This is a genomic window from Pedobacter sp. CG_S7 (assembly GCF_040544395.1).
In the GTDB taxonomy this organism is placed as follows: domain Bacteria; phylum Bacteroidota; class Bacteroidia; order Sphingobacteriales; family Sphingobacteriaceae; genus Pedobacter.
This window is the reverse complement of record NZ_JBEONS010000020.1, coordinates 1-12,226: the sequence shown is the minus strand read 5'-3', so window position 1 is coordinate 12,226 and position 12,226 is coordinate 1. Positions and strand designations below refer to the sequence as shown.

The 12,226-nt window shown below is 36.9% G+C and carries 15 protein-coding genes; all 15 read left to right on the top strand.

What is annotated here, in order from left to right; translation table 11 throughout:
- The first annotated feature begins 4 nt into the window (after positions 1-4).
- Complete coding sequence (locus AAKU52_RS11460; protein ID WP_354333518.1) at positions 5-670, top strand: hypothetical protein; 666 nt, start codon at positions 5-7, stop codon at positions 668-670.
- Between the two features lie 3 nt (positions 671-673).
- Positions 674-1,324 (top strand): hypothetical protein, encoded by a 651-nt coding sequence (locus AAKU52_RS11455; protein WP_354333516.1) that lies wholly within the window; start codon positions 674-676, stop codon positions 1,322-1,324.
- On the top strand, positions 1,321-1,986 hold the full coding sequence (locus AAKU52_RS11450; RefSeq protein ID WP_354333514.1) for a hypothetical protein: 666 nt from the start codon (positions 1,321-1,323) through the stop codon (positions 1,984-1,986). The genes AAKU52_RS11455 and AAKU52_RS11450 overlap by 4 nt, the downstream gene beginning before the upstream one ends.
- On the top strand, positions 1,983-2,765 hold the full coding sequence (locus AAKU52_RS11445; protein ID WP_354333512.1) for a hypothetical protein: 783 nt from the start codon (positions 1,983-1,985) through the stop codon (positions 2,763-2,765). Before AAKU52_RS11450 ends, AAKU52_RS11445 begins: the two co-directional genes overlap by 4 nt.
- The gene (locus tag AAKU52_RS11440) at positions 2,762-3,913 is read left to right on the top strand and encodes a TraJ family protein (protein WP_354333510.1); all 1,152 of its coding nucleotides are present in this window, start codon (positions 2,762-2,764) and stop codon (positions 3,911-3,913) included. The genes AAKU52_RS11445 and AAKU52_RS11440 overlap by 4 nt, the downstream gene beginning before the upstream one ends.
- A 191-nt stretch (positions 3,914-4,104) precedes the next feature.
- Entirely contained in the window at positions 4,105-4,758 is a 654-nt protein-coding gene (gene traK / locus AAKU52_RS11435) for a conjugative transposon protein TraK (protein ID WP_502931029.1), read from the top strand.
- Positions 4,736-5,173 (top strand): hypothetical protein, encoded by a 438-nt coding sequence (locus AAKU52_RS11430; protein ID WP_354333508.1) that lies wholly within the window; start codon positions 4,736-4,738, stop codon positions 5,171-5,173. Before traK ends, AAKU52_RS11430 begins: the two co-directional genes overlap by 23 nt.
- A 6-nt stretch (positions 5,174-5,179) precedes the next feature.
- Complete coding sequence (locus AAKU52_RS11425) at positions 5,180-6,436, top strand: conjugative transposon protein TraM (protein ID WP_354333506.1); 1,257 nt, start codon at positions 5,180-5,182, stop codon at positions 6,434-6,436.
- A gap of 10 nt (positions 6,437-6,446) precedes the next feature.
- Positions 6,447-7,295, top strand: a complete 849-nt coding sequence (gene traN, locus AAKU52_RS11420; protein WP_354333504.1) for a conjugative transposon protein TraN — start codon at positions 6,447-6,449, stop codon at positions 7,293-7,295.
- Entirely contained in the window at positions 7,295-7,768 is a 474-nt protein-coding gene (locus tag AAKU52_RS11415; protein WP_354333502.1) for a hypothetical protein, read from the top strand. The genes traN and AAKU52_RS11415 overlap by 1 nt, the downstream gene beginning before the upstream one ends.
- 13 nt (positions 7,769-7,781) lie before the next feature.
- Positions 7,782-8,114, top strand: coding sequence for a hypothetical protein (locus tag AAKU52_RS11410; RefSeq protein WP_354333500.1), 333 nt, complete (start codon positions 7,782-7,784; stop codon positions 8,112-8,114).
- 64 nt (positions 8,115-8,178) lie between these two features.
- The gene (locus tag AAKU52_RS11405) at positions 8,179-10,152 is read left to right on the top strand and encodes a type IV secretory system conjugative DNA transfer family protein (RefSeq protein ID WP_354333498.1); all 1,974 of its coding nucleotides are present in this window, start codon (positions 8,179-8,181) and stop codon (positions 10,150-10,152) included.
- A 160-nt stretch (positions 10,153-10,312) separates the two neighbouring features.
- The gene (locus AAKU52_RS11400) at positions 10,313-10,966 is read left to right on the top strand and encodes a M23 family metallopeptidase (RefSeq protein ID WP_354333495.1); all 654 of its coding nucleotides are present in this window, start codon (positions 10,313-10,315) and stop codon (positions 10,964-10,966) included.
- 1 nt (position 10,967) lies between these two features.
- Positions 10,968-11,132, top strand: coding sequence for a hypothetical protein (locus AAKU52_RS11395; protein ID WP_165825470.1), 165 nt, complete (start codon positions 10,968-10,970; stop codon positions 11,130-11,132).
- A complete protein-coding gene (locus AAKU52_RS11390; RefSeq protein WP_354333492.1) occupies positions 11,132-12,142 on the top strand; it encodes an ArdC family protein in 1,011 nt (336 codons plus the stop codon). The genes AAKU52_RS11395 and AAKU52_RS11390 overlap by 1 nt, the downstream gene beginning before the upstream one ends.
- The last annotated feature ends 84 nt before the right edge of the window (positions 12,143-12,226 follow it).

The window sequence follows — 12,226 nt, the reverse complement described above, 5'->3', positions numbered from 1 at the left end:
TCACATGAAAAAAGTAATCTTATTAGGCCTTTTTTGCCTCGGTATAACTTGGGCAAAGGCTCAATCCTTGTATATTGATCCTGCTGTATCGGCGGCTACAGCTGCTCACGCAAGTATCATCAACACCCAGTTAAATGTTACTAAAGATAAACTAACATTGGTAGAGCGGGGACAGTTGGCGGTAACAGGTCAACTCGGAATAGTCAACGATATGCAAAACCGTATCTATCGGGGTTTATCCGAAGTTAATTCAATCCTTACCAATCTTTCAGATGTACAGGAAATTTCTAGGATAGCTATAGGGATGACTGATGATATCAATAAGGGCTTAGCAATCGCCCGAAAGAACCCAGTCTTCTTAGTCTTTGCCGAAGAACAGGCCAATTTTTTTTATCAAAGAGCCACAAAACTAGCCCTTGAAGTAAGCAGTTTCGCTCTAAAGGGGGGGCAGGATAATTTGATGGACGCAGGTGAGCGGTCTAAGATGATATCTCATATTCTTACAGAGGTACTGATTTTACGGTCATTAACATATGGGATGTATAGGGCGATGTATTACGCTCAAATGCGGGGCTTATGGAAATCTCTTAATCCATTTCAGGGTTACGTCAATATGGATGATCAAATGCTAGACGGTATAATACAAAGAAGAAAATACTTAAAATACTAAGCCATGAAAAGATTAATATTTTTATCAGTCTTGTTCCTGCTAGCTTTCAGAAGTTACAGTCAGTTAAATGTTCCCCTACTACATCAATTGGTCGAGAGCAATAAGACTGAATACGGCAAGCAGATCGAGGCTAAAAACCAACAGGCAAAGAACACAGCAGTCGAATCAACCAATAAAACTTTAATGACAAGTGTCAAAAACCGATATCGAACACTACAGGAAAGATTTGCTAAAATGTCAATTATTTTTGATGCTGTCAACATGGGAGTAAGCGCAACCCCTTTGGTAAGAGAAATCATCAAAGAGCAACAGAAGATAGTAGTTTATTCCCAAAGTGATCCTTTACTCATACCAATTGCCCTCGACAGTGAGGTTATTTTTGTGCAAAAAGCTAATTCTTTGGTTAATTATCTCATAGGGCTTTGTGCTGTAATCGGTGATGTGAACCAAATGAAAGTTTCTGATAGGCGTATACTTTTTCAGCATATACTTGATGAACTGCGAACTATCTCATATTTATCAGGAGGTGTAGCCAGAACATTGCAAGCTTCGGTCTTGAAGAAAAGAGGTACAGACCCTTTTTCAGATTACATAAACAGGGAAGAAACTTTGGTCAATGACATAATGAATAATGTAAAAATCCTCAAACAATGAAAAGGGTTTGGTTAATGTTGGCTTGCTTGTTTGGTGTAACAAGTACCTACGCTCAAAGGGTCGTCTTAGATAGAGGACATTTAAATCAAGTTAATGCCAATGCCTCTGTAAGGCTGGGAGCTGAACTTGGCTATCACGCCTCTTTGGAAAAGATTAGACGTAATACTGATGATATTGGTATAAATCTATCCAGTGTTGTTTTGGTTCAGACCATGATCAACCGCTCCTTGACGGAAGTCAACGAGGCATTAAGGGATGCAATTCAAGTTCGTCAAATGGGCTACCTGATCAATGATATATTCAAGAACAGCAGTGAGGCAGTAGAGTTGGCTCAAGGGAATCCAGCTTTGCTATTGTTTGCGGAAGATATTGCCCAGCAGTTAAAAATGAGAGGTATAAAAATGGTTGGCGATGTTTCGAGTTTCATTCTTGATAATAAACAAGATGTAATGATGAATTACAATGTTCGTGATGAATTGATCAGCAAGATTGTGAAAGAACTACAGATTATGAATGCTATGATTTATACCATTAAGCAAAATATGTATTGGGCGAAACAAAGAGGCTTGATGAAATCTCTAAATCCTTATAATGAATATATAAACAGAGATGTGCAAAAGCTCAATGAAATTATTACTAAACGTAGAATATTGGGACAATGAAAAAGCTTTACTTACTAGTAGGTTGCTTATTTTTGTTTATAAGCGCCAACGCACAAAAGAAAATTACTGATAAAGCTATCATCCATCAACAGGAAAGGATGGTTTATGCGCAGTGGGATGATGATAAATTTGACCCTGAATGGAGCTGGTGGAAACCTAGTTCTTGGACTGCCTATGCTATGACTTGGTTATTACATCCGAATTATAAGGATACAGACCGAAGACCATTGAAAGCAGGGGGGGAGCAAACACAACGTTTGGCATTAGCAACCGCAATGCAGGTAACAAGTGATTATTATAAAAAACAATCTGATACCCTTAGAAACATCGCCTTAGCAGAGTTTACTAACTATTCAAGTACTGTTGCCTTTGCAGATCCACTTTATCAGATGTATTACAAAAAGGAGCTAAAACCATTAGACGATATCGTTAAAAATGCCTTTACGGGCGTACCTGCAAAGGTTGTTCTATATATGGCCGAGAGTGGGGCTTACAATTGGTACTTAACTGAAATGAATAGCCTATTAGATCGCTATAAGCTTGCAAAATCTGTCGACATTGATAGGGGACAAAGAATTTTGATGTACCATAGAATTATGCTTGAACATCGAAAGCTTGCTGAAACATGGAGGCACAAGTTAGATATGGCTGCTATGATGCTCGACTTTAAAGAAAAACTCAAAAATCAGAGGGAAAACAAAAACATCATAATTGAAAATCCACAAACGGCCGAACAAAGGCTAAACAACATAATGGGAAGGAGGAAAAACCTAAAATGAGAAACAAAATTATTATTCTATGTATCCTGATGGTCGGGGTACTTACATTTCACGCACAGGCTGACCCAGTAGTCGGTGATAAGTACAAAGAGGCAGTAAGCTTCATGCAGGGAAATGATCTATATGAAAGTTCTGTTATGAAATTCTTTAGCAGAATGCGGGATTATGCCTATGGAAACTGGGCATCATTCATATATGATGCACAAGGGTTGGCATGTATTTTTATGCTGATTTTCTTTTCTATAAAAAGTTATGAAATGATGTCAGGCGATAAGAATTTAGAAATAATGCCTCTACTTCGTCCTTTTGGTTTGATGATGGTGATCATGTGGTGGGGGGTTTTCGTTCGCGTCATTGCTTACCCCACAGAATTAGTGGCTAATAAAAGTCAGGCAATGTTCGAAAGTCAAATTACTGTAGTTAACAATATGCGCTACGAAAGAGCAGGGTTAATGATACAGGTTAGCGACGAACTATTAAAGATGCAAGCAAGTACCGAAATAGCAGAGAAAGAGGCTGATGAAACAAACAAAGGCGTTGGTAAGCAGATTGTGGAGAATGTTAAGGGCTTTTTTGCGGACAATATTTATAACCCCATAGTTGAAATGCGGATTAGAATGCAGACGGCCATTCAACTTTTTGTTACCCAAATGATAGAATTATTAGGCCTTTGGATTTTAAGGATATGCGTTTACATTGTCTTTATGCTACAAATCATATATGGAACGATTTTGGTCATACTCGGGCCTTTTTCCGTTGCCGTAAGTGTTCTGCCTGCTTTTAGGGATGCATTCACGACATGGATAGCCCGATTTGTATCAGTCAATTTATATGTTGGTGTTGCCTACCTCATTCTTTATGTTGTAGGAATGTTGCAAGAATATACAATGGGGATAGAAATAGACAAGTACAACAGTTTACTAGGTGGTGCTAATACAATGGAAAAATTAGCTTGGTTTGCAGGTAATGGGCTATTATCGTTTGGCCTAGTAATCGTAACTTTTTTAGTAGGTGCTATTGCTATAACAACTGTTCCTAGTATTAGCACATGGATTATCTCAACATCTGGTATTACTTCCGCATCATCAACAGCAGCTCGCACAGGCTCGCAAGTTGCTCGTATCGCTTCCAAAGGATTATTAAAATAAAATACTATTATTTAGTGTTGCCCAGGAATTAAAGCGCCATCCAAAACGATAGTGTTTTTGTTGAGGATCCCGGACTGCAGCTTGACAAAACACTATTAAAATACTATGACAGGGTTAGTGATCTGCTACAGCTCCACCAATAGAACAATAGTATTTACCTTTTTACACACAAATAAACGATCAATAAGGGCTTGAATTTTCAAGCCCTTTCTCATTTAACCCCATCTAATATGCTAATCAAAAACATTGAACATAAAATTAGACTAGCCTTAGTTATCTCCGTTGGAAGTTTTATAGCATCCATACTGATATCAGGTATTGTATCATTCTTTGCATACAAACAGGTTAGCAATGCTAGGGAGAATATATATATTCTTGATAACAGCGTTCCCATATTGGCTAAACAAACCAATATGCAACTTAACCGACCTGCTGAATATAAAGCCTCGGTTGATTTATTCCACAGTATATTTTTCTCTCTTACCCCTGATGATAAGTACATCGATTATCAAATGAAAAGAGCAATGTATCTTATAGACGAAAGTGGGGCATTACAATACAATAACTTAAAAGAAAAAGGTTATTTCTCTTCCATTCTTTCATCTAGTTCGGTCTTGACTCTACAGACTGACAGTATAAATATTGATATAGTGAACAAAAAATTTTTCTACTATGGTAAGCAAATTATAGAGAGACGAAGTTCAACTGTAACCCGTTCCCTTATAACAACCGGCGGATTAAAAGATATCCCTAGAAGTGATAATAATTCGCATGGTGTATTGATAACCAACTGGAAAACTTTAGAAAATAAAGACTTGACCAATGTTCAAAAAAATCAGTTCTAATCAAGACAAAGATGTAACAGTTACATCTGAAATCAAAAAAGAGTTCAGCAAATACTTTACGGTAGCAGAACAAAAAAGCACAGCATTTCTTACCAGCCATTCTAAACAAGTTTATATAGCTATGCTAGTTGCTATTGCCTTTTCGTTGATTATGTGTTTCGTAGTGTTTTCACCCAGTCAACGGCAAAAAGACAAGATGCCCCACTATGTGAGAGAAAGTGGGGGAGTTGCAACCAATGTTTCTGATGGAATAGGCCAAACCTATAAAGCAGGTGAAAAGGTATTTGATCTGATCAAATTGAGGGAACAGGTAGAGCAGGTTTTGAAGAAACCCAAGCTTACCCACCAAGACACCTTATTCTTAGAAGAGGCGATCAAACAGTTCGAAATCCACCAACAAAAACCTAAAAAATAGAAAGCGATGAAAATAGATTTTAAAAAACCGAAATATGTTATCCCACTAATCGCACTACTTCCATTGTTTGGACTTTTTTACTGTTTCAAATCTTTTAATAAAGATGATGAGAGAATAGCAGAAAAAACGCCTGAATTACAAACAGGTATCGCATCGGTGTCCGATGAAGTTAAAAACAAAGATATCGGAACAAAATTAGATGCTTTCAAGAATAGCTATAAAGAGGGAGACGGTTATACTGCTATAGGCAATTTAGCCGATGATGTTGATGATCGAGGGCAAGTACAAGGACAATATAACGATAGAGAGAAATATATGCTAGATAGCATTGACAATGCATTTAAGGCCAAATATGCCCAGTCAAACACCAAAAACGGAAAGAGTAGCGGTTATTCGGCTTATTCAGGACGTAATAACATCCCTCAAAGTATGTCTGCCTATGAAAACCGAAACACTGGGAACAGTATGAGCAGGGAAGATAAAGAACTAGCAAACGCCTTATCAAATCTGCAAGGTCAGGGGAGAAATGGAAACCGTATCCCCGAAAATAACTCGAGGGAAAAATACGAAGACCCAATGCTACTTTTCAGAGAACAGATGAAAGTAATTGACAGTATAGGAAAGACCAGCGACCCTGATTACCAAGCAAATAAAAAGCAAGAGGACTTATTGAAAAAGGTTGATAACGTTTCTGTCAAACTCCCGAAATTAGACGTAGTAAAGGCTACAGATGTAAACGAAGCTTTCAATACAGTTACAGTTTCCAAATCTAATAACTTTATTAAGGCCATCATTGACCAGTCAATTACAGGTTACGCAGGTTCAAGGGTTCGCATCCGTTTACTGGAAGATATCAAGGCAGGTAAACACCTAATTAAAAAGGGTACTTATATCTATGCGTTGATATCAGGATTTGACGAACAGAGGGTTAAACTCACCGTCCTTTCGGTAATGACAGATGATAAAATACTACCTGTTAAATTGGCTATATACGACTTGGACGGTATGGAGGGGCTTTATGTACCCGCATCATCTTTCAGGGCGTTCACAAAGGAAATTAGTGATATAGGTTCAAGTGTTCAGGTGCAACAAAATCCAGAAAATGCAAACCAACTTTATATGAGTGCCTTATCAAAATTGTTTACCTCAACATCTACCGCAGTATCTAAACTGATCAGGCAGAACAAAGCGAAATTAAAGTATGCTTCTTATGTCTACTTAATCGACCCTGATGAATTAAAAGAACAACAAAACAACTATTAATCTTAGACACATGAAAAAGACATTTTTATTTTTAGCCTCATTTTTTCTTTTTTCCATCAATAGCTTTGCACAAGAAAAAGGTACGGACGGAACTCTATTGAAAAATAAGCTTGAAAGGATTTACTTAACAAAAAATGTATCATTACATTTTGTATCTCCCGAGCCTATTCAGTATGCGGATATTTCAACAAAATCAATGTTGGGAGATTTGCCAGTAAAGAATGTTCTACGCTTGAAGTATATTCCCGATAGCGTTAAACAATACGGTTTTGTAAACCATAGCTTAGGAATTGTAACTATCGTTGGGGAAAAGTTTATAGCCCAGTATGATGTTTGGTACACAGAGAACGAAAGCAGTGTTCAAACCCAAATTGAAATTCTACCGAAAAATACTAACCCATTAGATGTAGGAACAATGCCTATGTCACAAAATGACTTGCATAATTACGCTTTGACTGCTCTAAAGAATGGCACGAAGAACCATGCCGTAAGGTCAACAGCTTACGGAATGACTGGACAAATTAACAACGTTTATACCGTAGATGATTATGTTTTTGTTGACGTAACTTACACGAACTCAACAAATTTAAAATATGACATTGACAAGTTCAGGTTTAAGATTGATGATAAGCGCATAACCAAGGCTACAAATGTTCAATCCATTGAACTTAAACCAGCTTACCAGCTTTACGAAAATTCAGCCTTTAAACATAAATATAGAAATGTGTTTGCCTTTAAAAAATTCACATTCCCTGATAACAAGGTTCTCACTATTGAACTATCCGAAAAACAGATTTCAGGTAGGGTAATCACTTTACAGCTTGATTATTCGGACGTTCTTAATGCAGATACACTCTAATGAAAAAGGCTTTATTTATTGCCTTCACAATATTTCTGCTAGGCACAAATGTTAAGGCTCAAAACGGAACAAAGTTTTTAAGCTTAAGGGGCGGTTACTTTTTTAACGATGCCTTTTCCACTACTCTAAGCTTGGATATCAGCACGAAGTATTTTAATCAAAATGAAATCTTCGCAGAGTATTACCAAAAATACGGAGAAGTAAAAACCAAATCTGTTATGGGTGGCCTTGTTCTTAAACCTGTTCTATGGCGTAATGTAAATACAGCCGTCAGGTTAAGAATGGGAGCAGGTTTAGGTTCTAATACAGAGAAATTTATTTTGGCACCCCAAGCAGGTTTCGAGTTTGCCCAAAGTATAGGTCACGGTTTTGATTTTCTGATCATCAACCGAAACCAGTATGTTTTATTTGGCAATTTATCCGAACGGTGGAGGGTTGGTTTGGAGGCAGGTATAAGAATACCAATAAACTAAAAATCTATTCATTATGGAAACAACAATCTCTTATCAGCCATTTATCAGGACAAAACATATTTTAATGCTTTTGTTAGGCTTTACGGTGCTATTAGTATTCTTAAAAATTGATAGGTATGTTAATGTATATGTTGCAATTTTCTTTATGCTAGCAAGCATTATAGCAGTTGAAATGGTTCTAGGGTATGTGATTTATTACTCCCTTATTTCAAAGGCCACCCGCTTAAGACATTGGACTAAAAAAACCAAATATATAGCGGTCATTTTCTGCCTGATCGCTTTAGTCTGGTCTGCCATTTTGTTTTTTATAAGCGATAACATCATTAATATTTTACTCCATAACTAACGAATAATTTTAATCAAAAAGAGGCGGTACTTGTTACCGCCTCTTTTGTTTCAATCCTTTTTAAATGGAAGAAAAAAAAGAGTTACAGCAATTACACGGCCTGTTGCAATTCGTTATTTATCTCTCTTTATTTTTTGAGATTTTAATGTTTATCTATGCCGAGCCTGTTTTTATATCAGGAAAGATGGGGAACGGGTTTGCTACTATTTTCAGCAAACTTAGTAACATGAGTTTGTACAAAAACATTCTTGTAAGCAAACTATCTATTTTGGTTATAATTTGCCTTGTTAGTATTGGAACATTGAGCAAAAAAAAATTAGACTTAGACCCCAAAAAACATATTGTCTACCCATTGACCATAGGATTAATGCTGTTCTTTGGCAGTGTGTGGTTTCTCCATTCAAATGGAAAGTATGTTTTCCCCTATACTTCATTAGCTGATATCGGTTTTATAACATGTTCCTTGATAGGAGCAATTCTGATACATACCTCTATGGATAATATTAGTAAGATCATTCGGAGTAATTTTGGTAAAGATGAATGGAATATCGAAGGGGAGAGCTTTATGCAACAAACCAAGGCCGTAATTACTCCATATTCCGTAAACATTCCAATGCAATTTTATTATAAAGGAAAGGTTCACAACGGGTACATTAATATTGTAAATCCTTTCAGGGGTACGATATTAATCGGTACACCTGGTTCAGGAAAATCTTTTGGAGTGGTAAATCCCTTTATAAGACAAATGATCGCAAAGGAATACACAATGTGCCTTTATGATTTCAAATTCCCTGATTTAGGGCAAATTGCCTACTACCATTATCTATTGGCAAAGCAGAACGGTAAAATGAAAGATTTTCAATTTAACGTAATCAATTTAGATAAGGTAGAGAAAAGTAGACGTATTAATCCACTTAGAGCTGATTATATCGTAACGTTGGCCGATGCATCTGAAACGGCAGAGGCTATTGTTGAAAGTTTGCAAAAAAGTGATGGTGGCGGTGGAGCTGATAAATTTTTTACGCAGTCGGCCGTAAACTTTTTGGCTTCTTGTATTTACTTTGTATCCAGACATGAGGGAGGGAAGTATTCTACATTCTCCCATTTACTTGCGTTCTTAAATAGAACCTATGAAGAAATATTTCAGTGCTTAACCACATTCCCTGTACTTGAAAGTTTACTATCTCCCTTTAGATCAGCACTTGAAAAAAAAGCTTATGATCAGTTGGAGGGGCAGATCGGAACATTAAAAATTTTCATATCTAGGTTGAATACGGAAGAAACTGCTTGGGTGTTTTCTGCTGATGATTTCGATTTAAGAATAAGTGACAGAAAAAACCCATCACTGTTAATCTTGGCTAACAGCCCAGCAACGCAAAATATTAATTCAACCTGTTATTCGGTTGTGGTAAATAGATTGACCAGACTAATAAATACAAAAGGAAATTTACCGACCGCCATAATTGCAGATGAAGCCCCAACCCTATTTATACATAAGGTTGAAAATTTGATTTCAACGGCAAGAAGTAATAAGGTGGCTGTTCTTTTGGGTTTACAAGAATTACCACAATTAAAACAACTTCAAGGAAAGGATACTGCTACAACAATGACCGCAGTTATCGGTAATGTTCTTTCAGGTTCGGTAAGAAATAAGGAAACATTAGAATGGTTACAAACCCTGTTCGGCAAGAAAAAACAAATTGGTGAGGGATTAAGCATCGACCGTTCTAAAACATCGGTTTCCCTGAATGAAAAATATGAACCCTTAATACCTAGCGGTAAAATAGCTTCTTTAAATACTGGGGAATTGGTCGGTTTGATAGCGGAGGATGTAGGGGGAGAATTTACAGGTAAATACCAAACCTCTAATATCCATTGCAAGGTCAATCTTAATATGGCCGATATCAAAAGAGAGGAAGATAATTATAGGGATTTACCAAACTTCTATGATTTTAAAGGTAACAAAGCAAAAATCCTCAATGCAAATTTTATGAAAATCAGGAAAGATGTTGAGGATATCATCGCCTATTATTCATAGAATACTATCGTTTCGATAGTGGAGCAAGTGCAGATCCAGTGTGCTGCACTTCCAAAACAATAATGTTTGGAAGTTCTGCAGATCTTCCGGAAGAAAAGAAACACTATCGTTTTTGGAATCCTGGAATAAATCGGCTACCTCAAAATAATAGTAAAACGTTATGAAAAAAATTATAATTTACTCATTTGTGCTTTTTCTTTTTGCTGTCCTTAAGGTCAATGCCCAGCAGTTCAATTCTATAAGGAGCATTGAGCAGGTTAATTCTGTAGGTATCAAATTGAAGCCAGTTGAAAAGGAAAAGGATACAATCACTAAGGTAAAGATTGTCAGAGATACAATGTTTGCAATCAATAGCTTACCTGATAAAGAACCTTTGGAAATTTCATCGTTACCAATTGATAGGTTAATATTAACATCATCCTTTGGCTTGCGTATCCATCCAGTTTTAGGTGCTGTAAAATTCCACAACGGAATTGATCTTTCTGCAGGACAGGCCGATATCTATTCTGTTCTACACGGTACGGTAGTAGTTTCCAGTTATGATAATATCATCGGTAATTATGTTGTAGTAAATCATGGCTTGTATGAAACTACTTACGGCCATCTTTCCGTCAGGTTCGTAAAGGTTGGAGATTTAGTTAAAGCAGGAACGGTTTTAGGAATTAGTGGGACAACAGGTAGGGTAACAGGGGAACATTTACATTTCATCGTCAAATTCAAAGGAAATAGCATTAATCCACTACCATTTCTCAAAGAAATTCTTTCCGTAAACAGGAAAGATCAATTAACAGATTTTTTAACTCAAAACAGATAGCATGTCGAAAACTAAAACTGAAATTTCACTCGAAAACAAATTGCAATTGGTAGCCAATGGCGAAGATGTTGAATTAAATAAGGCCGAGGCCGAATTGTACGGTGTAGACGTTGCCGATATCCTACCCGATGAAGATTTAATAAATGATGGGGAGGGGGTAGAATAATGGCAGAAGAACCAAAAAAACTATATGAGTTAGTTGCAGAAAAGATAATCGAACAACTTAAAGAGGGTATTGCTCCGTGGCAAAAGCCGTGGAATAGTGCAGGTACAGATTATGTAATGTCTTACAACGCTGTTACTGGGAAAACCTATAAAGGGTTAAATTCCCTTTATCTCCATTTATTTAGCCCCTATTCTGACCCCCGTTTTGCAACTTTCAAACAGGCTACAGCCGAGGGATGGGAAATTAAAAAAGGCTCAAAAGGGCTGATGATAAATTTTGTCAAAACTCACGATTTAAGAAAGAAACTTGATGAAAAAGGAAAGCCCATTTTAGATGAAAAGGGTAAACCTGTAATGATTAACGTTAAGTATAACAACCCCATCGTTACCAAAGCTTGGGTTTTTAATGCAGAACAAATTAAAGGTATCCCACCGCTTCCTATTAAAGAGGTCAATGATGTTGAATTATGGGAAAAGGTCGCTAGGGCAGAAAATATTGTAAAAGCTTCAGGAGCGAAAATTGAACACGTTGCAGGAGATCGGGCCTATTATACCCCCTTGTTTGATAAAATACAGATGCCAGATAGAAAACAATTTGAGACGGCAGATCGGTATTACTCAACGCTTTTACACGAATTAGGGCATTGGACAGGCCACCATTCAAGGCTAAATCGGGATTTAGTTAACAAATTTGGTACTCCTGAATATGCCCGTGAGGAATTAAGGGCGGAAATTGCATCAATGATGCTAGGCCATGAATTGAAAATCGGCCATGACCCAAAACAGCATATTGCTTATGTAGACAGTTGGATTAAAATTTTGACCGACACCCCTTACGAAATCCATTCCGCTTCGGCAGATGCTCAAAGGATTGCTGATTATGTTATCGGCTTTGAACAAAAAAAGGATATTAAGATCGAGGTTACAAAAGTAGAAGCCTATAATCCGAACACATTGCAATTGGGAGACGAGATTAAATATAATTCTGCCACTCAAAAAGGGGTCACGTAAATTTTCTGGGGATTAGTTGTTAAATTTGTTCAAAAAACAAGGATGGATTTTTCACTATCAGGTCAATTTTTACCAACAGATTTA

Coding starts and splice junctions, on each gene's coding strand:
- AAKU52_RS11460 (WP_354333518.1), top strand. CDS start 5: ATGAAAAAAGTAATCTTATTAGGCCTTTTTTGCCTCGGTATAACTTGG.
- AAKU52_RS11455 (WP_354333516.1), top strand. CDS start 674: ATGAAAAGATTAATATTTTTATCAGTCTTGTTCCTGCTAGCTTTCAGA.
- AAKU52_RS11450 (WP_354333514.1), top strand. CDS start 1,321: ATGAAAAGGGTTTGGTTAATGTTGGCTTGCTTGTTTGGTGTAACAAGT.
- AAKU52_RS11445 (WP_354333512.1), top strand. CDS start 1,983: ATGAAAAAGCTTTACTTACTAGTAGGTTGCTTATTTTTGTTTATAAGC.
- AAKU52_RS11440 (WP_354333510.1), top strand. CDS start 2,762: ATGAGAAACAAAATTATTATTCTATGTATCCTGATGGTCGGGGTACTT.
- AAKU52_RS11430 (WP_354333508.1), top strand. CDS start 4,736: ATGTTCAAAAAAATCAGTTCTAATCAAGACAAAGATGTAACAGTTACA.
- AAKU52_RS11425 (WP_354333506.1), top strand. CDS start 5,180: ATGAAAATAGATTTTAAAAAACCGAAATATGTTATCCCACTAATCGCA.
- traN (WP_354333504.1), top strand. CDS start 6,447: ATGAAAAAGACATTTTTATTTTTAGCCTCATTTTTTCTTTTTTCCATC.
- AAKU52_RS11415 (WP_354333502.1), top strand. CDS start 7,295: ATGAAAAAGGCTTTATTTATTGCCTTCACAATATTTCTGCTAGGCACA.
- AAKU52_RS11410 (WP_354333500.1), top strand. CDS start 7,782: ATGGAAACAACAATCTCTTATCAGCCATTTATCAGGACAAAACATATT.
- AAKU52_RS11405 (WP_354333498.1), top strand. CDS start 8,179: ATGGAAGAAAAAAAAGAGTTACAGCAATTACACGGCCTGTTGCAATTC.
- AAKU52_RS11400 (WP_354333495.1), top strand. CDS start 10,313: ATGAAAAAAATTATAATTTACTCATTTGTGCTTTTTCTTTTTGCTGTC.
- AAKU52_RS11395 (WP_165825470.1), top strand. CDS start 10,968: ATGTCGAAAACTAAAACTGAAATTTCACTCGAAAACAAATTGCAATTG.
- AAKU52_RS11390 (WP_354333492.1), top strand. CDS start 11,132: ATGGCAGAAGAACCAAAAAAACTATATGAGTTAGTTGCAGAAAAGATA.